Genomic DNA, 25,288 nt, shown 5'->3' on the forward strand with positions numbered 1-25,288 from the left:
CGAAGGGCAGTGAGTCCATGGTGTTCCGCAGCGAGTACCCCGGCGTCGCCCCCCTCGACCTGCCGATCCACGAAGCCGTACTGGGCCGGTCGGCCCCCGAGCACGGCGACCGGCCGGCCCTCATCGACGGCCTGACCGGCACCACCCTCACCTACGCCGAACTGGACGCCCGCACCCGCCGCCTGGCCGCGGCCTTCGCCGAGGCGGGCATCCGCAAGGGCGACGTCCTCGCCCTGCACAGCCCGAACTCCGTCGCCTACCCCGTCGTCTGCTATGCCGCCTCCCGCTGCGGCGCCGCCGTGACGCCCGTCCACCCGCTGGCCACCGCCGACGAGGTCGCCAAGCAGCTCCACGACTCCGGCGCCCGCTGGCTGGTGACGGTCTCCGCGCTGCTGCCGACGGCCCGTACGGCCGCCGAGAAGTGCGGCGGCGTCACCGAGATCTTCGTCTGCGACGGCGCCCCGGGCCACCGGTCCCTGCCCGACCTGCTGGCCACCGGCGCGCCCGAGCCGCAGGTCGCCCTCGACCCCGCCGAGGACCTGGCGTGCCTGCCGTACTCCTCCGGCACCACCGGCGCGCCCAAGGGCGTGATGCTCACCCACCGCAACATCGCCACCAACCTCGTCCAGCTCGACGGCGTCCTCACCGCCGGCCCCGGCGACCGGGTCCTGGCCGTACTCCCGATGTTCCACATCTACGGCTACACGGCGCTGATGAACGCCCCGCTGCGGAAGGGCGCCACGGTCGTCGTGCTGCCCCGCTTCGACCTCGACAGCTTCCTCGGCGCCATCGAGAAGTACCGGGTCACCGCCGTCTACGTGGCCCCGCCCATCGTCCTCGCGCTCGCCAAGCACCCGGCCGTCGAGGGCAGAGACCTCTCGTCGCTGGAGTACCTGCTCAGCGCCGCGGCGCCGCTCGACGCCGAGCTGGCCGCCGCCTGCGCCGCGCGCCTGAAGCTGCCGCCGGTCCTCCAGGCGTACGGCATGACCGAGCTCTCGCCCGGCACCCATGTCGTCCCGCGGGACGCCCGCCAGGCGCCGCCCGGCGCGGTCGGCAAGCTGCTGCCCGGCACCGAAATGCGCATCGTCGGCCTGGACGGCGGCGCCGACCTCGGCACCGGCGACACCGGCGAGATCCTCATCCGCGGCCCGCAGGTCATGAAGGGCTACCTGGGACGCCCCGAGGCCACCGACGCCATGATCGACGCCGACGGCTGGCTGCACACCGGCGACATCGGCCACTGCGACGCGGACGGCTGGCTGCACGTCGTCGACCGGGTCAAGGAGCTGATCAAGTACAAGGGGTACCAGGTGGCCCCCGCCGACCTGGAGGCCCTGCTGCTGCAGCACGAGGACATCGCCGACGCGGCCGTCATCGGCGTCACCGACGCCGACGGCAATGAGATACCCAAGGCGTACGTCGTACCGCAACCGGGGGCCCTGCTCACCGAGCGGGAGATCATCGCGTACGTTGCAGACCGGGTGGCCCCCTACAAGAAGATCCGGCGGGTGGAGTTCACGGACGCCGTACCGCGCGCCGCCACCGGCAAGATCCTGCGGCGCGAACTCCGCGCCCGGGAAAGGAGTTCGCAGGACTCATGACCGACGCACCCGAGACCCCCCTGGTGCCGCGGGCACACGAGCGCGGCATCACCACGCTCACCCTGGACTCGCCCGGCAACCGCAACGCGCTCTCCGCCCGCCTGGTCACCGAACTGCGGCAGGGCCTCGCGGACGCCGTGGCCGACCCCGGCACCCGCGCCGTCGTCCTCACCCACACCGGCACCACCTTCTGCGCCGGCGCCGACCTCTCCGAGGCGACGTCCGGCGCGGCCGGGGACGGCCCGCTCGGGCTGGCCCGGCTGCTGCGCGAGATCGTCGGCCTGCCGGTCCCGGTCGTCGCGCGCGTCACCGGGCACGTACGGGCCGGGGGGCTCGGGCTGCTCGCCGCCTGCGACATCTCCGTGGCCGGGCCCGGCGCGACCTTCGCCTTCACCGAGGCGCGGCTCGGCCTGGCCCCCGCCGTCATCTCCATGCCCGTACTGCCGCGCATGGACGCACGCGCCGCCACCCGCTACTACCTCACCGGCGAGCGCTTCGACGCCGCCGAGGCGGCCCGGACGGGCCTGGTGACGCTGGCCGCCGAGGACGTCGACGCGGCGCTGGAACCGGTGCTGGAGGGCCTGCGCAAGGGCTCGCCGCAGGGCCTGGCGGAGTCCAAGAAGCTCACCTCCGCCGGCGTGCTGCGCGCCTTCGACCGGGACACCGACGCGCTCGCCGAACAGTCCGTCCGCCTCTTCTCCTCCGAGGAGGCCCGCGAGGGCATGACCGCGTTCCTGGAGCGCCGGGAGCCGTCATGGGCACAGTGACCCGCGCCCCCAAGGAACCGCAGCAGGACCGCAGCCGCGCCACCCGCCGCAAGCTGCTGGAAGCGGCCGTCTCCTGCCTCGCCGAACACGGCTGGGCGGGCTCCACGGTGTCCGTCGTGGCGGAGCGCGCGGGCGTCTCCCGGGGCGCGGCGCAGCACCACTTCCCCACCCGTGAGGACCTCTTCACCGCGGCCGTCGAGTACGTCGCCGAGGAGCGCTCGCACGCGCTGCGCGCCCTCTTCCCCGCCTCCGCGCCGGCCGACCGCCGGGCCGTGGTCAGCGCCGTCGTCGACCTCTACACGGGCCCGCTCTTCCGGGCCGCGCTCCACCTCTGGGTCGCCGCCGCCAACGAGGACCAGCTGCACGGCCGGGTCACCGAACTGGAGGCCAGGGTCGGCCGCGAGTCGCACCGCATCGCCGTGGAACTGCTGGGCGCCGACGAGACCGTCCCCGGCGTGCGGGAGACCGTCCAGGGCCTGCTGGACATGGCCCGCGGCCTGGGCCTCGCCACCCTCCTCAGCGACGACACGACCCGCCGCGAGCGAGTGGTGGCGCAGTGGGCACTGCTGCTGGACGAGGCGCTGCGGACATGAGGACGGGCGCCCCGCCGGGGCGCCCGTCCCTTCGGCCGATGTGCCGAGTACCGCCGGCCGTCAGCGGCCCGCGATGTCCCCGTAACCCGAGATGTCGCGCGGGCTGCGGGCCGCGGGGCCCACGTACCGCGCTGACGGCCGCACCAGCCGGCCCGTCCGCTTCTGCTCCAGGATGTGCGCGCTCCACCCGGCGGTACGGGCACACGTGAACATCGAGGTGAACATGTGCGCAGGGACCTCGGCGAAGTCCAGCGTGATCGCCGCCCAGAACTCCACGTTCGTCGCCAGCACCCGGTCGGGGCGGCGGTTGTGCAGCTCCTCCAGCGCCGCCTTCTCCAGCGCCTCGGCGACCTCGAAGCGGGGCGCGCCCAGCTCCTTGGCCGTCCGCCGCAGCACGCGGGCGCGCGGGTCCTCCGCGCGGTACACGCGGTGCCCGAAGCCCATCAGCCGCTCGCCGCGGTCCAGCGCGTTCTTCACGTACGCCTTCGCGTCGCCGGTGCGCTCGATCTCCTCGATCATGCCCAGCACGCGGGACGGCGCGCCGCCGTGCAGCGGACCGGACATCGCGCCCACCGCACCCGAGAGCGCCGCGGCCACGTCGGCGCCGGTGGAGGCGATGACGCGGGCGGTGAAGGTGGAGGCGTTCATGCCGTGCTCGGCGGCCGACGTCCAGTACGCGTCGACGGCCTTCACGTGCTTGGGGTCGGGCTCGCCGCGCCACCGCTTCATGAAGCGCTCGACGACGGTCTCCGCCTTGTCGATCTCCTTCTGCGGGACCATCGGCAGGCCCTGGCCGCGCGCCGACTGGGCCACGTACGAGAGGGCCATGACGGCGGCCCGCGCGAGGTTGTCGCGCGCCTCGGCCTCGTCGATGTCCAGCAGCGGCTTCAGGCCCCACACGGGCGCGAGCATGGCGAGCGCGGACTGCACGTCCACCCGGATGTCACCGGAGTGCACCGGAATGGGGAACGGCTCGGCGGGCGGCAGGCCCGGGTTGAAGGCCCCGTCGACCAGCAGGCCCCACACGTTCCCGAACGACACATGGCCGACCAGGTCTTCGATGTCGACGCCGCGGTACCGCAGCGAGCCGCCTTCCTTGTCAGGTTCGGCGATCTCCGTCTCGAACGCGACGACTCCTTCGAGCCCGGGTACGAAGTCGGACATCAGGCAAGCTCCTCAAGCTAGGGACGGCGGCGCGGCTCGTGGCCACGGTGCCGTGCGGTCGGGGCCGTGCGGTCACGTGTGATGCGGTCGTCGGTACTCCTTGCCTGGACTGCTCTCGCTCGCCCGGCGGTCCCCGCATTCCGGTCGGACCGCGGGCGGTGACGGTGCGTCACCGGTTCGGTTCCGGCGTTCAGTGCGTTCAGGGGCGGACACCATATCTCCGGATGTCCGGAGTCCACAGCGCCCCACCAGATGATTTTGGTGGGTTCCGCACGTGCGGGGAAGCGTGACATCCGGCACACTGTGCGATTTCCTGACGGGAGGGTTACGCACCCCCGAAGACGGGCAGACTGCCGGGCCGCGAGTGGCGCACGGGCCGGCCGTCGCCGGTCCGTACTGCCCGCAGGATGCTGCAAGATATGCCCGTGCACCCTGCCGACGCCGCATCCGCAGCCCACCCCGACCCCGCCTCGATGCGCGCCCAGTACCGCGCGCACGGCCTCAGCGAGGAGGACCTCGCGGGCACTCCGTACGAGCAGTTCGCGCGCTGGTTCAAGGAGGCGGCCGCGAGCGGCATGCACGAGCCCAACGCCATGGTCGTCTCCACCGCCGACGAGGACGGGCGGCCCAGTTCCCGCACCGTCCTGCTGAAGGCGTTCGACGACCGGGGCTTCGTCTTCTTCAGCAACTACACCAGCCGCAAGGGCCGCGAACTGGGGCGGAATCCGGCCGTCTCGCTGCTGTTCCCCTGGCACCCGCTCGCCCGCCAGGTCATCGTCGGGGGCACCGCGGAGCGCATCGGCCGCGACGAGACCGCCGCCTACTTCCGCACCCGCCCGCACGGCTCCCAGCTGGGCGCCTGGGCCAGCGAGCAGTCCTCGGTGGTCGGCTCCCGGGCGGAGCTGGAACGGGCGTACGCCGACCTCGCGGCCCGCTACCCCGAGGGCGAGCAGGTGCCCGCGCCGGCCCACTGGGGCGGCTACCGGGTCGCCGCCGAGAGCGTGGAGTTCTGGCAGGGGCGCGAGAACCGCCTGCACGACCGGCTGCGGTACGTCCGCGCGCCGGGCGGTGGCTGGGCCGTGGAGCGCCTCGCGCCGTAGGGCGAGGGGAGAACGCAGACGACCCGCGGGCCATCTCCCCGGCGCCGGCAGGCGCCGGGGGCCGGTCGGACGAACCGGCGGCCCGCGGGTCGGGTGACTGCTTGGGATTGGCCGGCTGCGCACAGCTCTCGTGCGCTGGTCCGGCGCTGCACTGAGTGAAGCGACGGGCCGCTAGCCCGCAGCCACCTCACGCGTCCGGTGTGCATACATCTGCCGAACCACCTCCCTTCTCGTGTGCTCCACACACTAAGAACCCCTCCGGCCCTCCACAACCGAATTTCCGGCGGGCGGAGATTTTACGGAATGGGGTGTGGGCTGCATCACGTTCCAGTTGAATGATCCGACGTGCAGCACGTGCAGCCGCGTCCAGCAGGGGGTGCCAGTGACTGCTTCGTCCCGCCACTTCAACGCCGCGCTGCCCGGAGAACCGGGCCGCCCGGACCAGCGCCACGACCAGGAGGCCGACGCGGATCCGCCCCCGCCCGACAGCGAGGACTCCGGCCTGCTCGCCGCACTCCTGGACGGCATGGATGCCGCCCTGTGCGCCTTCGACGCCGACGGCACCGTCACCCACTGGAACCGCGAGGCCGAACGCATCCTCGGCTGGACCACCGCCGAAGCGGTCGGCCGCGCCGGCCTGGCCGGCTGGGCCGTACGCGCCGAGGACGCCGACGAGGTGCACGCGGCCCTGATGGGCGCCATGACCGCGCCGGGCCGCCAGGTGCACGAGTTCGCGCTGCTCACCAAGGACGGCGGCCGGGTCCTGGTCCGTACCCAGTCCTCCGCCGTCACCGGCACCGACGGCGCGCCCGCCGGGGTGTACTGCGCGTTCAGCGAGGTGCACACGCAGATCGACCTCGAACGCTCCATCGCGCTCAGCGAAGCCCTCTTCGACGACGCGTCCTGGGGCGTGGTCCTCGTCGACGCCGACCTGCGCCCCGCCGTCGTCAACGCCCACGCCGCGCGCGCCCTGGGGCTGGGGCGTACGCACGTACTCGGGCGCCCGCTGGGGGACCTGCTCGCCCAGGGCGTCGAGGAACTGGAGGGCGCCCTCCAGCACGTCCTGGCCGAGGGCGCGCCCCCGGCCGCCACCGAACTGTGGGTGACGCTGCGCTCCGAGGAGGCGGAGGAGCCCCGCCGTTGCTGGCGCAGCGGCTTCCTGCGGCTGGCGTCCCCGCTCGCCGAGGAGCCCGTACCGCTCGGCGTCGGCTGGCTCTTCCAGGACATCACCGACATCAAGCGCGGCGAACAGGACAGCTCGCTGCAGCGCTTCCGCGCCCATCAGCTGCACCGCGCGGGCCGTGCCGCCGCCGAGTGCGAGGACCCGATGGAGGCAGCCGCCGTCCAGCTGGACTTCGCGCTCGCCGGCTTCGCCGACCACGGCCTGGTCGACCTGGCGGCCGTACCGTCGCCCGCCGGCCCGCCGCTCTCCGGGCTGGACACGACCACGCCCATCGAGGACGCGGACGTGGGCGCGCCGCCCGACGACACCGGGGACCCAGCGCCCCGCCTGGTCCGGGCCCTCGCCTCGCCCGCGGGCGCGCCCGGCCCCTCCCAGCCGGTCGCCGCCACCGGCATCCCGCTGGCGTACGTACCGGGCCACCCGGCCGTCCAGGCGTACCGGCGCCGCGGCTCGGTCCGGGCCAGCGCGGGTCTCTCGGCCTCGCCCGAGGGCTGGGCGGCGGCCCGCAAGTGGCCCGAGGGGACGGTGCACGGCCTGTGCGTGGTGCTGCGCAGCCGGGGCCGGACGGTGGGGGTGGCCACCTTCCTGCGCGGCGCCTCCCGCCGCCCCTTCGACCGCGCGGACGCCGCGTACGCCGAGGACGTCGCCTCCCGCATCGCCGCGTCCCTGGACCTGGCGGACGCGCTGGGCAAGAGATGACGCCGGGGCGCGTGGGCCCGGCCCCGCGCCCCGTCCCTCCGGTGCTCCGGGGCGCTCGGCAGCGGAGCCCGGCTCTCTCAGTGCCGGTAGAAGATCCGGTCCGCGTACTCGCGCATGACCCGGCCGTTCCACTCGTGGCCGCCGTCGACGTTCCCCGAGCGGAGCAGCGGCGGGTCGATGCCGCGCTCCGCGAGCGTCCCCGCCGCGGTCGCCACGACCGCCTGCATGATCGCGCTGGTGACGACGGTGGAGGCGGGCGCGAACGGCGCCTCGATGCCCGGCGCGGTCAGCTCCGCGTCGCCGACCGGGATCCGGCTGTCCAGCACGATGTCGCAGTGGTCCTTGAGGAACGTGCCGGAGACATGCCGCGACTTGGTGCCGTCCGCGTACCCGACCGAGGTCAGCCCGATGACCTTCAGGCCCAGCGCGCGGGCGTTCAGCGCCATTTCCACGGGCAGCGCGTTCCGGCCGGACAGCGAGATGATCACCAGCAGGTCGCCGGCCCGCGCCGGGCTGGAGTCCAGGACGGCGGCGGCCAGCCCGTCGACCCGCTCCAGGGCGCTGCCCAGCGTCGCGGGCATCACGTCGACGCCCACCACCCCCGGTACGGCCAGCAGGTTCATCACCGCCAGGCCGCCGGCCCGGTAGACCGTGTCCTGGGCGGGCAGCGAGGAGTGCCCGGCGCCGAAGCAGAAGATCCGGCCGCCGGCCGCCACGGTGTCGGCGATCAGCGTCCCCGCCTCGACGATCCGCTCGCCCTCGGTGTCGCGCACCGTACGCAGCAGGTCGATCGCCGCGTCGAAGAACTGCCCGGCCAGCCCGTTGCTCTCGCTTCCGCCCATCGCGGAGCGCCCCTCTCCTCGTATGGTCCCGTCCGGCCGGTCGGAACCGGACGGGCGTCCCGCGCCGCAGTGGTGCACGGCCGCCCGCAGCGGTACACGGTCGCTCCTGTGGCGCATGGTCGTGGCCGGTTCCGCGGTCGTGGCGCGGCTCACGTTGCGGTCTGGACCAGTGCCCTGTCAATACGGCGCCCGTACCGTAGGGCCGAAAGGTTCCGACGCATGGCGAACGCCGTGCGTACGGCCCAGGTCACGGGCCGGACGGCCGCTCGACGGCCGCTTCCGGGCAGCGCTCCCGACCGCCCTTCGGCCCACGGGCGGCACCGTTGTCGGTGGGATGCGTCAGAATTGAGTCCAGGGCCATCGCACGACACAGCCGAGGGGCACGCATGTCCGGACTGATCGACACCACGGAGATGTATCTCCGCACCATCCTCGAACTGGAAGAGGAAGGTGTGGTCCCGATGCGCGCTCGGATCGCCGAGCGGCTCGACCAGAGCGGTCCGACGGTCAGCCAGACCGTCGCCCGCATGGAGCGGGACGGCCTGGTCCAGGTCGCCGGCGACCGGCATCTGGAGCTGACCGAGGAGGGCCGCCGCCTGGCGACGCGCGTGATGCGCAAGCACCGGCTCGCCGAGTGCCTGCTCGTCGACGTGATCGGCCTGGAGTGGGAGCAGGTGCACGCCGAGGCCTGCCGCTGGGAGCACGTCATGAGCGAGGCGGTCGAGCGCCGCGTCCTGGAGCTGCTGCGCCACCCGACCGAGTCGCCGTACGGCAATCCCATCCCGGGCCTGGACGAGCTGGGCGAGAAGGCCGAGGCCGATGCGTTCCTGGACGAGGGCCTGCTGAGCCTGATGGACCTCGACCCGGGCGCCGACGGCAAGACCGTCGTCGTACGGCGGATCGGCGAGCCCATCCAGACGGACGCCCAGCTGATGTACACCCTGCGGCGCGCCGGGGTGCAGCCGGGGGCCGTGGTGAGCGTGACGGAGTCGTCGGCCGGGGTGCTGGTCGGCAGCAGCGGCGAGGCCGCCGAGCTGGCCACCGACATCGCGCAGCACGTCTTCGTGGCGAAGCGCTGACCTCTTCCGGCCCGCTCGCCGGCGCCGTTCCGGCGGTCGCTCCGTCCGCGTACCGCCGCTCCGCTTCACCGGTGGGGCGCCGCTTCCGCAATGCCTGCGCAGGCGCCCACCCGGTGCGACGGCTTCACCGCCGTTTCCCGGGGCATGTTCCGCTTCGCCGTTCCGCGAAGATTTTTTCGCCGCCCCTTCCGTCTCTTTTGCGCCCCTGACCTGGAGCAATTGCCTGTACCAAGGCGCGCTCCGGCCGCCCGCCCGCCGTGGACTTGGCGGAATGCGAGCGGTGGGCGCGGCTCCGTGTCACCCTGGCGCTGTCACATGCGCGTGGGCGCATGGGCGTGAGGCGTTGAGGACCTGGGGACGGGCGTCGGCGGGTGCGCGGGGAACACATCCGGCCGGCCGTCGTGACCCCTTGGGGAGGGGGCTCGGATGAGTCCGCGGACGGAAGCATCGCCTGGCTGGGGGGCCACGGACAGCAGGGGCCCCGGCGCTGCGAGCAGCCGGGGCCCTGCCTCCCCATGTCCCCCCGCGAAGACCCGGAGCCCCGAGCTCTCAGGGTCTTCCCCCGCGGGCCCTCTTCCCGTCAGGGCCCGCCTCCCGCTCACACTCTTTCCCTGCCGCGGGCGGCCAATCCTTGAGCATGGTCACTCGTACGAGGGGTGTTGAGACGCGACGGCAGTATATTCGAATATGGGTTCGATAGTGTGGGGCTGCTCAAGGGGACGGATGGGGGTGCCAAGCAATGGTGCGGCGCATCGACGTGACCGGTAGCGGGGGCGTACGGCTCGCGGCCTGGGAGTTCACCGACCCTCCCAAGGCCTACGGCGAGGGATCGGAGCAGAAGCGCAACGGACGAGGTCCCGGTGTGCTGCTCCTGCACGGCCTGATGGGACGGGCGGCGCACTGGGCGGAGACCGCCCGCTGGCTCGGCGCGCGCTACCGCCCCGTGGGCCTGGACCAACGGGGCCACGGCCGCAGCGAGAAGCCCGGTGACGGGCCGTTCGACCGCCTGACATACGTGGACGACGCCATCGCCGCCATCGAGGAGCTGCACCTCGCGCCGGTGGCACTTATCGGCCATTCCATGGGAGCACTCACCGCCTGGCAGCTCGCCGCCCGGCGGCCCGACCTCGTCAGCGCTCTGGTCATCTGCGACATGCGGGCCTCCGCGCTGGGCGCGGCCTCGCAGCGCGAATGGGAGGAGTGGTTCCGCTCCTGGCCGGTCCCCTTCGCCACCCTCGCCGACGTCCGCAAGTGGTTCGGCGAGGACGACCCCACGCTGGAGCGGCCCCGGCCGGCCCGCGGCGAGTTCTTCGCCGAGGTGATGGCCGAGCGCGCCGACGGCTGGCGCCCGGTCTTCTCCCGCCGCCAGATGCTCGCCGTCCGCGAGGCCTGGGTGCACGACGCGCACTGGGAGGAACTGGCGCTGGTGGAGTGCCCCACCCTGGTCGTCCGCGGCCTCGACGGCGAACTGGGCCGCGCCGAGGCGCAGGAGATGGTCCGCGTCCTCCCGCGCGGCGCGTACGCCGAGATCTCCGACGCCGGCCACCTCGTCCCGTGGGAGCGCCCCGAGGACTGGCGCCGCTGCCTGGAACCGTTCCTGCATACGGCCCTCCCGGCCTGACGGCACCGCTGCCGAGCCGGGGCGGAAGCTTTCGCCAAAGGTCTGCGGAGGTCACCAGGGGGCCGTCGACCGGACATGAGTGTGCCCCGGAGCCCGAGCTCCGGGGCACACGTTCGACGGTGAGCGGCGAGGCCCGGCGCGGAGGGCGGCGAGGCCCGGCGCGGTGAGCGGCGAGGCCCGGCGCGGTGAGCGGCGAGACCCGGCGCGGTGAGCGGCGAGGCCCGGCGCGGTGAGCGGCGAGGCTCCGCGTGGAGGGCGGCGAGTCCCTGTGCGGAGGCGGCGAGGCCCCGCGCGTAGGGCCGACCGCCGCCGGCCCGGCAGCCCGGCCCCAACAGCCCCAGGGACGCCAGGGACGCGACCTAGCCCCGGCTCACCGCCACCAGGATCTCCGGCAGCCGCCGCAGCACATGACGGGCGCTCAGCCACAGCCCCAGGAAGGCCACGCCCACCCCGTACGCCACACCCGTCGGCAGCACCAGCCACAGCAGCCCGTTCAGCCCCGCCACATGCAGGCCGACCGTCAGACCCACCATCGGGGCACAGAGCACCGCGCCCACGACCATCCCGCCCAGGATGCTGATCCAGGCGAGCCCGGCCTGCCCGGGGGCGACGTTCTTGTTGCCCTCGGACGGGACCGAGTACGGGAAGAAGACGGAGGCGAAAGCGCCCGTGGCGATCAGCGCACCCAGCAGCGCCAGCGCCAGCCCGTACGCCTCCGGGAACTCGCCCCAGCTGTCGAGCAGCGCCGCGGCGCCGACCACCACCAGCGACACGTACGGCACCGCGACCAGGCACAGCGCCAGCGCCCGCCCGCGCAGCTCCACGTACGCGTCGCGCCGCGTGGAGATCGTCGAGGCCACCATCCAGAACGCCGAGGTGTCCTGCCCGAACTGGTTGTACATCTGCATACCGAGCAGCCCCGCTGCCCAGCAGGCGGTGTAGACGCTGCCGTTGCCCTGGACGACCGACACGAGGGGCACGAGCAGGCCGACGCCGAGCCCCGAGGCCCAGCCCATCTTCGTCTTCGGGTCACGCCACGCGTACCGCAGCGTGCGCTGCATGACGGTCCCCGTACGGCCGCCCGGCAGCAGCCGCGACCAGCCGCCGCCCGCCTTGTCGGCGCGCTTGCGGCCGCTGTCGGTCTCCGCGGCCTGGAGTGTCGAGGAGTCGGGCGAGGTCATCACCCGGGTGAGGGTGCGGAGCCACCACCACACGAGCAGCACCAGCGCGAGCGCCGTGAGCGCGAGCCCGAGCGCGGCACGCCCGTACGCGCCCTCGCTCGTCGCGGCCACCGCGTCCACCGCCGAGGCCGGCGGGATCCAGCGCAGCACATCGGAGACCGGCTCCAGCACCGTCAGGCTCTGCGCCTCGGAGAGCTTCGAAGCGCCGAGGTTGATGCCCTGCGCGCCGACCGCCACGAACAGGCCGCTGAGGACGGCGAGATCACGGCCGCGGCGGCTGGTGAGCAGCCGTACGTTCGCGGTGGCGATGGCGCGGGCCAGCGCCGCGCACACGAGGAGCACCAGCACCGTCGCCACGACCCCGACGAGCGCGGCCGCCGCGCCGTGCGCCACGGCGATCACGGAACCGGCCGCCAGGACGAGCGTGAAGACCGGCCCGGTGCCGATCAGCGAGGCGACCAGCAGCGCAATGATCATCGGCCGGGGCCGCAGCGGCAGCATCACCAGCCGCGTCGGATCCAGCGTCTCGTCGCCGCTCGGGAAGAACAGCGGCATCGCGGCCCAGCCGAGCGCGACGAGCGCCGTGAGCAGCACGGCCACCGTCGGCGCGCCCGGCACGCCGCGCAGCAGGATCAGCCCGAGCAGCAGCCCGGCGGCGATCAGCAGGGTGACGACGATCGAGGCGATGTACGCGGCGGTGCGGCCGGCGGACTGCCGCAGGCCGTTCTTCAGCAGCGACAGCTTGAGCCGTACGAAGAGGGGGGTGAGGGCGGGCGCCGACCCCGCGGCCGACTGCCGGCTCACCGCTCGGACCTGCGTACTCATCGTGTGCCGCTCCCGCCCAGCCAGTCCAGGTCCTGCCCGGCCCGCGCACGGCCGCCCGCGCCGACCAGTTCGAGGAAGGCGTCCTGGAGGGAGGGGGCGTCGCCGCGTACCTGGGCGAGCGGCCCGTCGGCGCGGATCTTCCCGCCCGCGATCACGGCCACCCAGTCGCACAGCGACTCGACCAGCTCCATCACATGGCTGGAGAAGACGACGGTCGCGCCGGACCCGGTGTACCGCTCCAGCACGCCGCGGATGGTCTGCGCCGAGACGGGGTCCACCCCCTCGAACGGCTCGTCCAGGAAGAGGATCTCCGGGTTGTGCAGCAGCGCCGCCGCCAGCCCGATCTTCTTGCGCATACCGGTGGAGTAGTCGACGACCAGCTTGTTCCGGGCGCCGGACAGGTCGAGCACGTCCAGCAGCTGACCGGCCCGCTTGTCCACCTCGTCGCCGGGCAGCCCCCGCAGCCGACCGATGTACGAGAGGAGTTCGGCGCCGGACAGCCGCTCGAACAGGCGCAGTCCTTCGGGCAGTACGCCGATCCGGGACTTCACGGCGACCGGGTCCTGCCAGACGTCGTGCCCGCCGATCTCCACCTGCCCCGAGTCCGGCCGCAGCAGGCCGGTCACCATGGAGAGCGTGGTGGTCTTGCCCGCGCCGTTCGGGCCCACCAGCCCGATGAACCGCCCGGCGGGCAGCGTCAGATCGATTCCCGCGACGGCGGTGTGATCTCCATACTTCTTCCAGAGGTTGTGGATACGCACGGCAGCCGGCGCCGCCGCCGTGCCAGCCTGTTCCACAGCACCCGAACCTTCGGTCGTCACCGGTTCCCCTGTCGATAGACGTCACGGCAGAGACCGGTCACGCCCCCGCCACGCCCCACGATATGCGCCCGATCACAAACCAGCACGGGCCAGGCATTGCCTGGGCATGCCCCACCAGAAGCTCAAGATCACCATCCGGGGGGGGAGGGGGGAGGGCCCCGGAGGGGGCTATCTCGAGCCGCCCCCACCCCGGCTACCGACTCGCTCTCCGGCCCCCGGCTCCCGACTCGCTCCCCGCCCCCGCCCCCCGCCTCCCACCACCCCTGGCCCCCCTTGCCCCCGCCCCCTGCCGCCACCGGTCCTCAAGCCTGCGAGTCGCGGAGCACCATGCTGCGCGCGGGGGCGAAGGGCCGTATTCGACCGCGGCCCTGTGCCCGTACTGCGCACGGGGCCGCGGGCCACCTCGTACGTGTCGCCGGGCAGCCGGCTGCCCGGTCCGGCGGAGATGCCCGATTGTGTGTGCGGCGGGTTGGTCGCCAACGCCGTTCAGGACGCTGGCACGGATATCGAGCTCCGCGTCGGTTACGTGACACGGCCGACTGCTGATCGTCGTCACCGGCCGCTCTGCCACTGAGCCCGGGGCCGTCTCTGCGGATCCGTGGGGGCTCGAGGAGTGCGGCCGTGGGCTCGTGCTCGGGCAGGGCTTACCGGGGTGCTGGGAGGGGAGGCCGGGGCGGTGGGGCGAGGGGAGTGGCGTTCCGGCGGGGAGGGGCCGGCTGCCGTTCGCCGAAACGGTGGCCTCAGCCCTCGGCCCCGTCCCGGCGCCGCTCCACCCTCCCCCCGCAAGGCCCCGCGTTCAGGAAGAGCGGACGGCGGCGGCCTCTTGGCTGCAGGCGTAGGTGAGGGGGGTGAGGAGGTCTTCGGCGTCGGGGAGCCAGCGGTTGGCGGGGGTGGGGGGAACGGCCCACTGGACCGGGGCGTGGCGGCCGGTGCGGGTGGGCGGCGCGGGGAGGTAGGCGCCCTCGCCGTGGATGATGAGGTCGAGGCCGGCGAGGGAGGACCAGCCCAGCTTCCGTACGCGGTCCGGGACCTTGGCGGCGGCGCCGGGGAGGACGAGGAAGAGCATCCGGCGGGCGGGGGTGCGGATGACCGGGCCGAGCGGCAGGCCGCGCCGTTCCATCCGGGCCATGGCCAGGCAGCCGGCGGTCTCGGGCACGTCCAGCGCGTCGAAGGTGCGGCCCGTCGGGAGCAGGATCGCCGCGCGGGGGTTCTTCGTCCACAGGGTGTGGACGACCGAGGTGCTGCCGGTGGCGGCCGTGGTCCAGTCGGCCGCCAGGGGGTGGGCGCCGGGGGCGGGGCAGCCGCGGGCGCCGCACGAGCAGTACGGCGTCGCACCGTCGTCTTCCAGCCATGCGCCGGGGAGTACGTCCCAATGCCGTTCCGCCGCGTAACGCACCGCAATGTCGAGCAGCCGCTCACCGCGCTGCTGAGGGACCTGTGGGGCTTGAGTGACTCCGCTGCTCTGTTCCACGAAGGTGACAACTTCCGCTGTCACCAAGGGTTACGGCCAACCCGTGGCACGGCCCGGCGCAACGTTCTTGCATGTGGGGCGCATGGATGCACGGGCGGGGGCGCGTACGGGGCCGTGCGGCGGAGGGTGGGTAGCCACTTGCGTGAGAGGGCGGGAAGGCCGCCCGGCGGCGGGCCGTGGGCCGTGTGGGCGTCCCCGAAGGACGCGTTCCGGTACGGCGGCGCCGCGTACGCACACAGAAGGCGGGCGCCGCGCGCTTTCCCGTATGTGCTCGTACCTGCCGTGCACGCAGTGAAGCTCATGGAGGGAGGGAGCGGACCTCGCGGGCAATTGGCGGTATGTGGAAGGTACCGCTGATATCGCTGATACCTCTGATATCCCGAGCAACTCGGATATGGCGGGTATCACGGATATCACGGGTACGGGCGGGAAATGATGGACGGGGACGGCGTTCGACGGTGAACGCGCCGCAGTACACAGGGGGTACAGCATGGCCGCCAGGCCACTCGTTGCGCGGCAGCCGAACGAACGGCTGCAGGCGCTCATCCAGGAAGCTGCCTGTTCCAATGCCGGGCTCGCCCGCCGCGTCAACGTATGCGGCGCCGAGCACGGTCTGGATCTGCGCTACGACAAGACGTCCGTCGCCCGTTGGCTGCGCGGCCAGCAGCCCCGCGGCCGGGCGCCCGCCATCATCGCCGAGGCGCTGGGCCGCAAGCTGGGGCGCACGGTCACGATCGACGAGATCGGCATGGCCGACGGCAAGAACCTCGCCTCCGGCGTCGGGCTGCAGTTCTCGCCCACCGTCCTCGGCGCGATAGAACAGGTCTGCGAGCTGTGGCGGAGCGACGTGGGCCGCCGGGACTTCCTCAGCGGCTCCACCGTCGCCGCGTCCGCGCTGGTCGAGCCGAGCCGCGACTGGCTGATCACCGGCGCCGACACCCAGGTCGCGCGAAACGCCGGTGCCCGGGTGGGGCTTTCGGATGTCGAAGCGGTGCGCTCGATGACGAGCGCCCTCAGCGAGCTGGACCACCAGTACGGCAGCGGGCACGTCCGCCCGGTCGTCGTGCACTACCTGAACAGCGTCGTCTCCGGACTGCTCGCCGGCTCGTACCGCGAGTCGGTCGGCCGCGAACTCTTCGCCGCCGTGGCCCGGTTGACCGAGCTGGGCGGGTACATGGCCGTCGACACGGGGCAGCCCGGCCTGGCGCAGCGGTACTACATCCAGGCGCTGCGGCTGGCCCAGGCGGCGGGCGACCGCGGGTACGGCGGGTACGTGCTCGCCGCGAGCATGAGCCACCTCGCCGCCTCGCTCGGCAACCCCCGGGAGATCGCCCAGCTCGCGCGGGCGGCCCAGGAAGGCTCGCGCGGGCATGTGACGCCGCGGGCCGAGGCGATGTTCTGTGCCGCCGAGGCGCGCGGGCACGCGCTGATGGGGGACGAGCGGGCGTTCCAGACCGTGGCCGCGCGGGCGGTCGGCGCGATGGACCGGGCCGAGGCGGGTACGGACGCGGGCGACGACCCGGCGTGGATCGCGCACTTCGACCCCGCCTACCTCGCCGACGAACTGGCCCACTGCCACCGGGACCTGGGGCAGGCGACCGCGGCCGGGCAGCAGGCCGAGCAGGCGCTCGCCGGGCTCCCCGAGAGCCGGGCGCGGCGGCGCGCGATCGGGCTGGTGCTGCTGGCGAGCGCGCAGGTGCAGCAGCGCGAGATCGAGCAGGCGTGCCATACGGGTACGCGTGCGGCCGAGTTGCTGAGCGGGCTGCGGTCCTCGCGCGGTACGGAGTACCTGGAGGACTTCCAGGCGCGGTTGGAGCCGTACCGGGAAGAGGCGGTGGTGCGGGAGTTCGCCGCGCGGTTGGAACTGCGGGCCGCGTAGACGTAGGCGTACCGGCGCAGGCGCGGAAGGACGGTGCCGCCGCTCCCCTCGGGGGAGCGGCGGACGTCTGCTGTGTGCCGTTCTGTCGTGTGGCACCCATATCCGTGGATCTGCGGACATCACCGTGTGGGGCTGCTGGGTGTCAAGTGGCCCATGACCAGGCGACGTGGTCGAACGTGACTGCTACCCGGTAGCGTGAGCCGACGATTCCGTAAGAAGCAGAAGTAGGAGTCCCGGTGACGCAGAGCGGACAGGGTGGCGACCCGCAGAGTGCTGCGGGCGGACCCGCGCGCGAGGGCGTGGTGCTGCCCGCGAACGGCGGCGAGCCGTACGTGCCCGACCAGCAGTCCGCGCCCGCCGCCGGTCAGCCGTGGGGCGAGCCCTGGGGGCCGTCCCAGGCGCCGCAGCAGCAGGACTCCTACGGGGCGCCGCAGCAGGGCGGCTACCCGCCGCCGCCCCAGGGACAGGCCCCGGTGCCCCCGATGCCGCCGGGTCAGCCGCCGGCCGGCCCGGGCTATCCGGGCGCCCAGGACACGTACGGCGCGCAGGGCTCGTACGGTGCTCAGCCCTCGTACGGCGGTGGCCAGGGCTCGCCCGGCGGGCAGGGCACGTACGGGCAGCAGCCCGGGTACGGCGCGCCCCAGTCCGGGTACGGCGCACAGCCCTCGTACGACGCCCCGCCTTCGTACGACGCCGCGCCCTCGTACGGCGACGCCCAGGGCGCCTACGGGCAGCAGCCCTCCTACGGTGCGCAGCCCTCCCAGGGCACGCAGCCCTTCTACGGCGGCGCGCAGAACACGTACGGCCAGCAGGCGCCCTTCGGTGGCCAGCAGGCGTCCTACGGTGGCCAGCAGCCCCAGTTCGCCGGCCAGGAGGGCTACGGCTCCCAGGGCACCCACGGGGCGCAGAACGCCTATGGCGACCGGAACGCCTTCGGGGGCGGCCAGGACGCCGCCCCGAACGGTGCGCACTCCGGCTACGGCTACCCCCAGGAGCCCGCCGCTCCGCAGCAGCCCTCCGCTCCGCAGCGGTCCGGTACGGACGGGGCCGGGAACGGTGCCGGCGGGGCGCTCGTGCGTGCCGAGCGGCAGCCCGCGGCGCCGCTGCCGCCCGCGGCCGACCAGCCCGGCGCCGGCGCGCCGCTGCCGCCCGCCGCGGGGCAGGGCGCCGGCCCGCTGCCGCCCGCCGCGGGGGACGCCGACGCCACCCAGTACCTGCCGCCCACGGCCGGGGACAGCGAGGCCACCCAGTTCATCCCGCCCGCCACCGGGGACAGCGAGGCGACCCAGCTCATCCCGCCCTTCGCCGGCCGGCAGGGGCAGGGCGGCCAGGGCGGTCCCGGCGCGCAGCCGATGCCGCCGGCGCAGGGGGCGCCCGGGCCGATGCCCGGCTCGCTGCCGCCCGAGAACAAGCGGCCCGAGAGAGACGCCGAGTCCACCACGATGCTGCGGCGGCCGGTGATGCCGAAGGCACCCGCCTCGCCCGACGGCACCGACGCGGCGACCCAGCTCATCCCGCCGGTCGGCGGCGGTGCGCCGCAGCCGCCCCCGGGCGCGCCGTTCGCCATCCGGCCGGGCAGGCCGGGGGACCGGCCGACCCCGGCCGAGTTCGACGGCCTTTTCCGTGACACGCCGGCCGGTGCCGCCGAGGCGGACTCCCCGGCCTCCACCCAGCAGATGCCGCGCTTCGAGGAGCCCGCAGCGCAGGGCTTCGGGGGGCGTCAGCCGTATGCGGCACAGCCCGCGGCGTCCCAGCAGCCGGGCCCGGCACCACAGCCGGGCGGCTTCCCGCCGCAGGGCGGGTTCCCCACCGAGGACCGCCAGGGCCACGGCGGTGGCGGGCGCCGCCGCAAGCTCGCGCCCGCTGCCGTCATCGGGGCCGTCGTGGTGGTCTGCGTCGGCGCCGGGCTCGGCGTCGGCTACGCGCTCAGCGGCAGCGGCGACGACAGCGCCAAGAAGGACAGCGGCAAGACGTCCGCGGGCGCGGCGCAGGAGGAGAAGCCCTCGCCGACCGCGGACCCGGCCGAGGCGCAGGCCAAGGAGCTGGACGCGCTGCTCAAGGACAGCAACAACAGCCGCTCCGCGGTGATCGGCGCGGTCGGGAACATCAAGTCCTGCAACAAGCTCGGGGACGCGGCCAAGGACCTGCGGGACGCGGCGAAGCAGCGCAACGACCTGGTCACCCGGCTGGGCAAGCTCTCGGTCGACCAGGTGCCCGACCACCTCGCGCTGACCACCGCGCTGACCAATGCCTGGAAGTCCTCGGCAGCGGCCGACAGCCACTACGCCACCTGGGCCGACCAGGTCGCGCACGCGGGCAAGAAGGGCTGCCACAAGGGCAAGGCGCGCGGCACCAAGGCGGCGGTGCAGGGCAACACCGCCAGCGGCCAGGCGACCACGAACAAGAAGGAAGCCGCGCAGCTCTGGAACCCGATCGCGAAGAAGTACGGCCTGACCGAGCACAGTCCCGAGCAGCTCTGAGGCCGTCCGGGCGGCTCTGAGGCACCGCCGCCCGGAGCAGCGCCGAGGACCGGCCTCGGCGCCCTCCGGGCCTCCCGGTGCGGCCCGGTGCCGGGGCCGCACCTCACGCGTCCTTGCGCGGCTTCTCCAGCGTCCTGGTGAGGTTCACGAAGCCGGAGTGCGTGGTGACCAGCCGGCCGTCCCGTACGACCTGGTACGTCACCATCGCGTTCACGATCCGGGGGAAGGACTGCACGGCGAGCATGTCGTCGTAGCGCCAGCGCAGCTTCGGGGTGAGGCCGCCGGTGTCGACCGCCCGGTCCCCGTTGTCCAGTGCCTGCTGGAGGGAGCGCGCGGTGACGTCCCCGCCCTCCTCGGCGACCTGCTCGACCGTCGCGCGCAGCACGGTGTAGGCGATCCACGTGGTCTGCACGCCGGCGTCCGCCGGGTCGATGCGGTTGTCGTCGAAGGCGTGCTCGGTGATCACGTCGCGCATGGGGTCCCAGCGCCGGTCGCGCGCGTCCGGGTACCAGCCGGTGACCAGCGCGCCCTCCAGCGGGCTGGACTTGCCGCCCGTACGGTCCACCAGGGTCTGGTTCACGCTGCCGAGCACGGACGCCATCTGGACCTTCGGCTTGTCCTCCTGGAGGCGCCGGAAGGAGTCGAAGAAGGTGTCGGTGTGCTCGCCGAGGGTGGCGGTGACGCAGGCGCCCTTGGCCTTGGCCCCGAACTCCGCCGTCCCGTAGAAGGCCGGGTCGGCGCCGACCTCGTCCATCGACTGCTGGGCCGCCTCGGTGTAGTCGGTGGCGTTCTCGGGGGCCCGGACGTCGTGGGCCGCCGTACGGCCGCCGGTGGCCAGGCCGGCGTTGAGGAGCGGCGGCATCTGGTCGCCCTGGATGGTGTCGGGACGGACCAGCGAGACCCGCTCGCACTCGCCGGCGAGCTGCCGCCCGTTGCCCGCCAGCAGGGCCGCCTGGCCGCCGTTGACCGGGTAGGACAGCGGGCTGTCGAACTCCTCGCCGGAGACGCCGTACCCGCCGATGTACGGGATGTTCGCGGCCTCCAGCGGGCCCATGAAGGACCGGCCCTGGCGGCTGTAGGAACCGACGACGGCGACGGCGTGGGCGGAGACGGCCTTCTGGGCACAGCGCGCCGCGGCGACCGAATCGTTGCGTTCGTTGCAGGTGAGCACCCGCAGCCGGTGGCCGGCGATGCCGCCCTTGGAGTTGACCCAGCGCGCGTACGCCTCGGCCATGGCGGGCATCCCGGCCATGTTCGTGCCCTTGGTGCCCGAGGGCGCCCAGGTCATGACGGTGATCGTGGACCCGTCCCCGGCACCGGCGGCGTCGCCCGAGGCGCCGGGGAGCGAACCGCAGCCGGTCAGCAGGGACGCCAGGACCGCCGTACCCGCCACCGCTGAGCGGATCGCGGTGGCGCGGTGGCAGAAACGGGGGAAGGAACGACGCCGTCCGGTCATGTGCCCGCACTTTTCCGGCCAGGACAGAACACCTGAGTGCTGCTCGGGTAACGGAAAGTGACCTGAAGGTGAACAGCGGGGGAGGCCCGGCCACCGCGTCCTGGCCGAGAACGTACGATCGATTGTTGTGCAAGGTTCGGAGAAGTCTTCCCGTCGCGGCCGCCGCTCGACCACCATGGGCGCCATGCCGCTCAACGACATGCCCTGGTGGCGCTGGCGCGCCAATGTGCGCTCGGCGCTGCACATGCTTTCCGACCCCGCCTTCCAGCAGGACACCTGGGTGGCCGGCCTGCCCGGATACGGCGATGTGACCGACGCCGTGTACCGGCTGGTGGAGGACACCTGGCTGGACAACTGGTCCGCGGAGAAGTACGTCGGCACGATATTCCGGGACTCCCAGGAAGCCGCGCTGGTCGACGTCGCCGTGCTCCGGGTGCTGCGCATCCTGCACCAGGTCGGCGCGGACGCCCCGGCCGGCGACTACCTGGAGCACCACGGCTGGCCCGAGGCCGTACGGGCCGCGCGCGACGCCCACGTCCGCATGGCCACCGCCGACGGCGAGGACCCGGACGTGCCGCCACGCTCCCTCGAAGTGCTGGCCATCGTCACCAGGGGCCTGGAACCGCAGGAGTGAGCCGGGCCACGTGAGGCCCGGCGGGCGGCGCCCTCCGGGCAGCCGACAGGGGAGCGGACGGTGTGCGCAGGGCCGGAATGTGCGACCCTTTCTCCTCATGAGCCAGTCGAAGCCCGCCCTCTCCGATCAGTACGTCCTGACGCTGTCCTGCCCGGACAAGCAGGGCATCGTGCACGCGGTGTCCAGCTACCTCTTCATGACCGGGTGCAACATCGTGGACAGCCAGCAGTTCGGGGACCGGGACACCGGACTCTTCTTCATGCGGGTCCACTTCCGTGCCGAGACCGCCGTCACGCTGGAGAAGCTGCGCGCCAGCTTCGCCGCGGTCGGCGACTCCTTCCAGATGGACTGGCAGATCCACCGGGGCGACGACAAGATGCGCGTCGTCCTCATGGTGTCCAAGTTCGGCCACTGCCTGAACGACCTGCTCTTCCGCTCCCGCATCGGCGCGCTGCCGGTGGAGATCGCGGCCGTGGTCTCCAACCACACCGACTTCGCCGAGCTGGTCGCCTCCTACGACATCCCCTTCCACCACATCCCGGTGACGAAGGACACCAAGGCGCAGGCCGAGGCCCAGCTGCTGGAGCTGGTCCGCGCCGAGCAGGTCGAGCTGGTCGTACTGGCCCGGTACATGCAGGTCCTCTCCGACGACCTCTGCAAGGCGCTGTCGGGCCGGATCATCAACATCCACCACTCCTTCCTGCCGAGCTTCAAGGGCGCGAAGCCGTACCACCAGGCACACGCCCGCGGCGTGAAGCTGATCGGCGCCACCGCGCACTACGTCACCGCCGACCTCGACGAGGGCCCGATCATCGAGCAGGAGGTCGCCCGGGTCGGCCACGACGTCACCCCGGAGCAGCTCGTCGCCGTCGGCCGCGACGTGGAGTGCCAGGCGCTGGCCCGCGCCGTGAAGTGGCACAGCGAGCGCCGCGTGCTGCTCAACGGCAGCCGTACGGTCGTCTTCGCCTGAACGTTTCGACGTACCGCCGCTCGCGCCGCTGACCGTACGGACGGTCAGCGGCGCGAGAGCGAAGCCGTCAGAGGCGCGAGAGCGAAGCCGTCGCGAAGAGGACGTCGCGGATGGCGTCCCGCTCGCCGTGCTGGCCCGCCGCCGCGTCCTCGGGCGACACGTGCCCAGCGGCCAGCTGGCAGAACTCCACGCTGTCCAGGGCGATGTGCGCCACGGTGTGGTCCGGCGTACCGAGCGCGCCCGGCGAGTCCAGCGAGATGTACCAGTGGCCGCCGCCGCTGCCCTCCACCTCGAGGTGCAGCGTGCGCCCCGGCGTGCCCGCCTCGACCAGCCGCCGGGGCGGCGTGGCCAGCCCGGAGCGGCGCCGTACGGCCAGCGCCGACGGCAGCAGCCGGGCCGCCAGGTCGACCATGCCGTGCATGTGGTCGGCCGCCGGGGCCTCGTACGGATAGTCCACGGCGTCGGCGATGTCCCCGGCGTGCACCCAGCACTCGAAGGCCCGCTCCAGCATGGAGTCGCGCAGCGGCAGCCGGAAGTCGCCGTACGGAACGGCAAGTTCGGCCACCCCGCGGCCCGCGAACGCCACCGTCCGTATCAGGGCGTGGGTCTGCTCGCGCCACGGCTCGCGGGTGGCGAGCGGGGACTCCTCGTGCACCGACGTACGCCAGTACGCGAGCGTGCGCTCCGTCGGGTCGGTGGGGGCGTCCTCCGGGACCTCGGCGCCCAGCGGGTCGGTGAGGCCGAGGGCGTTGGCCACCAGGCCGTCCACGGACATCAGATGCCCGATGACGCCCGCGACGGTCGTGGTCCGGCCGGCCGCCCGGTCGTTCTCGAACCACCGCAGCCGGACCGGGGCCCGCCACTCCGCCTCGCCCATGTCCCGCAGCAACGCGTCCAGCTTGGCCGCCTCCGCGTCGTACGGGCCCGCCCACTCGGGCACCGGGATACGCGCCGGACGGCGGCCCAGGCAGCCCTCCAGGACCCGGCTGCGCAGCAGCGGGTCCAGATCCAGGCTGTCGGCCGGGTGCAGCAGGCCGACCGCGTCCCGCAGCCGCAGCGCTTCATCGGCGCACGTGGCGCAGTCCGTGAGGTGCGCCTCGACGGCTGCGGTCTCCTCGGCCGAGCAGGCGGCCAGCGCCCAGGCGCCCAGCAGCGACTTGAGCACCGCGTGCGGCGGCTCGGGCCGGTCGGTGCCGGCCGGGTCCTGGTCCGTGGTCCCGTCCTTCTGCGTGGCGGCGTGCTCGGCGCCGCTGTCGTCGGAGGTGTCCCGCTCCTGCCCCTGCTCCCGCTCCTGCGCCCGCTTCCGCTCCTGTTCCGCCGGCGGGTCCGGCTCGGGGGCCGACTCCGGCACGTGGACGTCCGGCAGCGGGCCCTGGTCCTCGGCGGGGCGTCGCGGGGCCGGTATGCGCGGGCGCTCGCCGTTGCCGGGGCAGGGACGGCCCGTGCCTTCGGGGCCCTGCGGGCCGAAACGGTCCCAGTCCTCGGGGCCGTTCACAGCGCCCGCCCGTATCCGGAGCCGGGCGGTGCCGGCGGCGGGGAGCCCGGGTGGCCCGGCGCGGTCGGCCCCGCCTGGTGGTTGTGCGCGGTGGCGAGGAGCTGCAGGCCGAGCCGGAGCCGACGGCGCGCTTCGTCCTCGGTGACACCCAGGTCGGCGGCGGTCTGGCGGTAGTCGCGGCGCTGGAAGTAGGCCAGTTCCAGCGCGGCGCGGAGCGGGGCCGGCATGGAGGTGACGATGTAGTCGGCGCGGGCCGCGGTGGAGGCGGCGTTGATCTTCTGCTCGATCTCGGCCGGTTCCGGTGCGTCGGCGCCACAGCCCAGCGCGGAGGCGGCCTCGGTCTGGCGCAGCCGGTGCACGGCCTGGCGGTGGGTGAGGGTGGCGACCCACGACCGCAGCGAACCCTGCTTGGGGTCGTACGCGTCGGGGTTCTCCCATATGTAGCCGAAGACCTCGCGGGTGATCCGGTCGGCGGCGTCCTCGTCCTCCAGGACGCGCTGCGCGAGGCTGTGCACGAGCGAAGCGAAACGGTCGTACAGCTCGCCCAGCGCGGCTGCTTCGCCGCGGGCGAGCCGCTGCTGCATCCGCCTGTCCCAGCGCGGCGGCGCTTCGTTCACCATCCACGGCCCCCTTCCCCGTCGCCGCTGTGCCCACCGTCACAGAAGTTCATCGTCACAGAGTCCGTCGTGTGTGCGCCGTGCCATCGAATGTAGTGCTCCGGTCCGCCGGCGCACCTTCCTTTACGGCAAAACGAGCCGTGCGGCGACTGCGGATGGTATAGGTCCCGTCACTTTCTGATTGAAGTTCCTGGCGAAAGACGACTGATACAGATCGTTCATGCCCTTTTTTGCCCGCACGTTATTCGTGTGTGACCGGATGCGGGGAGGAAAGCCGGTGATCCAGGGCATAGCCTGGGTCGTGGCGGCCTGTTGCGCGAGGAATTCCCACGAGTTTCAGGGGAGCGGGTCCGGGCAGCCGATGCGGGGAAGGGTGCGTTCCGGATGGCTCCGGAGAGGCGTCCGGTCCGAGAGCGAGCGAAAGGCTTCGAGCGCGTGACGTTGAAGGTGGCAGAGGACGAGCAGGGCCCCTGGGCGGTCCTGCGGGTGTCCGGCGAAATGGATCTGGTCACGTCCCCCTCGGTGCGCCAGCATGTGCACGACGCGGTCGCGGAGGGGCGCCGCAGCGTCGTGCTGGACCTGTCCGGAGTGCAGTTCTGCGACTCCAGCGGCGTCGGCGTACTGATCGCCGCGCGCCGCCTGATGCGCTCCTGCCAGGGCCGGCTGCGGCTGATCCTGCCCGCTCAGGGCGCGGTCGACGGCTCGCACGTGAACCGTGTGCTCGCGGCGCTCGGCGTGCGCCGCCTCTTCGAGGTGTACCCCGACGTGACCACCGCCGTCGACGAAACCGCGGCCCCGCTCTCCGCCTGA

At 73.5% G+C, this 25,288-nt stretch carries 20 protein-coding genes; 12 read left to right on the plus strand and 8 right to left on the minus strand.

Translation table 11 applies throughout. From position 1 onward, the window contains the following. The first annotated feature begins 17 nt into the window (after nt 1–17). From ACZ6WH_RS23005 to ACZ6WH_RS23015, 3 genes are read left to right on the plus strand one after another with little or no spacing between them, the layout of a single operon-like run. Nucleotides 18–1,601, plus strand: coding sequence for a 4-coumarate--CoA ligase family protein (locus tag ACZ6WH_RS23005; RefSeq protein ID WP_469730143.1), 1,584 nt, complete (start codon nt 18–20; stop codon nt 1,599–1,601). After that, nucleotides 1,598–2,368 carry an enoyl-CoA hydratase family protein gene (locus ACZ6WH_RS23010; RefSeq protein WP_469730145.1) on the plus strand — a complete coding sequence of 257 codons (771 nt, stop codon included), beginning with the start codon at nt 1,598–1,600 and terminating at the stop codon, nt 2,366–2,368. Before ACZ6WH_RS23005 ends, ACZ6WH_RS23010 begins: the two co-directional genes overlap by 4 nt. Next, nucleotides 2,356–2,961 (plus strand): TetR/AcrR family transcriptional regulator, encoded by a 606-nt coding sequence (locus ACZ6WH_RS23015; protein ID WP_469730147.1) that lies wholly within the window; start codon nt 2,356–2,358, stop codon nt 2,959–2,961. Before ACZ6WH_RS23010 ends, ACZ6WH_RS23015 begins: the two co-directional genes overlap by 13 nt. A 60-nt stretch (nt 2,962–3,021) precedes the next feature. Here ACZ6WH_RS23015 and ACZ6WH_RS23020 read toward each other — a convergent pair whose 3' ends face one another. Next, on the minus strand, nt 3,022–4,125 hold the full coding sequence (locus ACZ6WH_RS23020) for a citrate synthase 2 (protein WP_469730149.1): 1,104 nt from the start codon (nt 4,123–4,125) through the stop codon (nt 3,022–3,024). Between the two features lie 419 nt (nt 4,126–4,544). Here ACZ6WH_RS23020 and pdxH point away from each other — a divergent pair, with 419 nt between their 5' ends. Both pdxH and ACZ6WH_RS23030 read left to right on the plus strand, forming a co-directional pair. Continuing rightward, entirely contained in the window at nt 4,545–5,225 is a 681-nt protein-coding gene (gene pdxH, locus ACZ6WH_RS23025) for a pyridoxamine 5'-phosphate oxidase (RefSeq protein WP_469730151.1), read from the plus strand. Nucleotides 5,226–5,751: 526 nt separating this feature from the next. Beyond that, nucleotides 5,752–7,107, plus strand: coding sequence for a PAS domain-containing protein (locus tag ACZ6WH_RS23030; RefSeq protein ID WP_469730667.1), 1,356 nt, complete (start codon nt 5,752–5,754; stop codon nt 7,105–7,107). Between the two features lie 77 nt (nt 7,108–7,184). Here ACZ6WH_RS23030 and ACZ6WH_RS23035 read toward each other — a convergent pair whose 3' ends face one another. Next, a complete protein-coding gene (locus ACZ6WH_RS23035) occupies nt 7,185–7,949 on the minus strand; it encodes an SIS domain-containing protein (RefSeq protein ID WP_361559357.1) in 765 nt (254 codons plus the stop codon). Nucleotides 7,950–8,335: 386 nt separating this feature from the next. Here ACZ6WH_RS23035 and ACZ6WH_RS23040 point away from each other — a divergent pair, with 386 nt between their 5' ends. Together ACZ6WH_RS23040 and ACZ6WH_RS23045 are read left to right on the plus strand one after the other, a co-directional pair. After that, entirely contained in the window at nt 8,336–9,028 is a 693-nt protein-coding gene (locus ACZ6WH_RS23040) for a metal-dependent transcriptional regulator (protein ID WP_361559360.1), read from the plus strand. Nucleotides 9,029–9,767: 739 nt separating this feature from the next. Further along, nucleotides 9,768–10,649 carry an alpha/beta fold hydrolase gene (locus ACZ6WH_RS23045; protein ID WP_469730153.1) on the plus strand — a complete coding sequence of 294 codons (882 nt, stop codon included), beginning with the start codon at nt 9,768–9,770 and terminating at the stop codon, nt 10,647–10,649. Nucleotides 10,650–11,008: 359 nt separating this feature from the next. Here the strand turns inward: ACZ6WH_RS23045 and ACZ6WH_RS23050 are convergent, their stop codons facing one another. The 3 genes from ACZ6WH_RS23050 to ACZ6WH_RS23060 form a co-directional block, all read right to left on the minus strand. Further along, on the minus strand, nt 11,009–12,655 hold the full coding sequence (locus ACZ6WH_RS23050; protein WP_469730155.1) for a transporter: 1,647 nt from the start codon (nt 12,653–12,655) through the stop codon (nt 11,009–11,011). Beyond that, a complete protein-coding gene (locus tag ACZ6WH_RS23055; RefSeq protein ID WP_469730157.1) occupies nt 12,652–13,452 on the minus strand; it encodes an ABC transporter ATP-binding protein in 801 nt (266 codons plus the stop codon). Before ACZ6WH_RS23055 ends, ACZ6WH_RS23050 begins: the two co-directional genes overlap by 4 nt. An 820-nt stretch (nt 13,453–14,272) precedes the next feature. After that, on the minus strand, nt 14,273–14,947 hold the full coding sequence (locus tag ACZ6WH_RS23060; RefSeq protein ID WP_469730159.1) for a bifunctional DNA primase/polymerase: 675 nt from the start codon (nt 14,945–14,947) through the stop codon (nt 14,273–14,275). A 490-nt stretch (nt 14,948–15,437) separates the two neighbouring features. Here ACZ6WH_RS23060 and ACZ6WH_RS23065 point away from each other — a divergent pair, with 490 nt between their 5' ends. Beyond that, a complete protein-coding gene (locus ACZ6WH_RS23065) occupies nt 15,438–16,826 on the plus strand; it encodes a transcriptional regulator (protein WP_469730161.1) in 1,389 nt (462 codons plus the stop codon). A 236-nt stretch (nt 16,827–17,062) separates the two neighbouring features. Next, nucleotides 17,063–19,306, plus strand: coding sequence for a hypothetical protein (locus tag ACZ6WH_RS23070; protein WP_469730163.1), 2,244 nt, complete (start codon nt 17,063–17,065; stop codon nt 19,304–19,306). 103 nt (nt 19,307–19,409) lie between these two features. Here the strand turns inward: ACZ6WH_RS23070 and ACZ6WH_RS23075 are convergent, their stop codons facing one another. Next, nucleotides 19,410–20,762, minus strand: a complete 1,353-nt coding sequence (locus tag ACZ6WH_RS23075; protein WP_469730165.1) for an ABC transporter substrate-binding protein — start codon at nt 20,760–20,762, stop codon at nt 19,410–19,412. 121 nt (nt 20,763–20,883) lie between these two features. On the opposite strand from ACZ6WH_RS23075, the gene ACZ6WH_RS23080 reads away from it, so the two are divergent. Together ACZ6WH_RS23080 and purU are read left to right on the plus strand one after the other, a co-directional pair. Beyond that, nucleotides 20,884–21,396: an SCO4402 family protein gene (locus tag ACZ6WH_RS23080; RefSeq protein ID WP_432864609.1), complete on the plus strand. Its 513-nt coding sequence runs from the start codon at nt 20,884–20,886 to the stop codon at nt 21,394–21,396. A gap of 97 nt (nt 21,397–21,493) precedes the next feature. Beyond that, nucleotides 21,494–22,366 (plus strand): formyltetrahydrofolate deformylase, encoded by an 873-nt coding sequence (gene purU, locus ACZ6WH_RS23085; RefSeq protein WP_432857967.1) that lies wholly within the window; start codon nt 21,494–21,496, stop codon nt 22,364–22,366. A 67-nt stretch (nt 22,367–22,433) separates the two neighbouring features. Here the strand turns inward: purU and ACZ6WH_RS23090 are convergent, their stop codons facing one another. Further along, the gene (locus ACZ6WH_RS23090) at nt 22,434–23,861 is read right to left on the minus strand and encodes a zf-HC2 domain-containing protein (protein WP_469730168.1); all 1,428 of its coding nucleotides are present in this window, start codon (nt 23,859–23,861) and stop codon (nt 22,434–22,436) included. Beyond that, complete coding sequence (locus ACZ6WH_RS23095) at nt 23,858–24,481, minus strand: sigma-70 family RNA polymerase sigma factor (RefSeq protein ID WP_432857970.1); 624 nt, start codon at nt 24,479–24,481, stop codon at nt 23,858–23,860. The genes ACZ6WH_RS23090 and ACZ6WH_RS23095 overlap by 4 nt, the downstream gene beginning before the upstream one ends. Before the next feature lie 432 nt (nt 24,482–24,913). On the opposite strand from ACZ6WH_RS23095, the gene ACZ6WH_RS23100 reads away from it, so the two are divergent. Continuing rightward, nucleotides 24,914–25,288: an STAS domain-containing protein gene (locus ACZ6WH_RS23100; protein ID WP_361559393.1), complete on the plus strand. Its 375-nt coding sequence runs from the start codon at nt 24,914–24,916 to the stop codon at nt 25,286–25,288.

This window comes from Streptomyces sp. NPDC050806, from assembly GCF_055586425.1.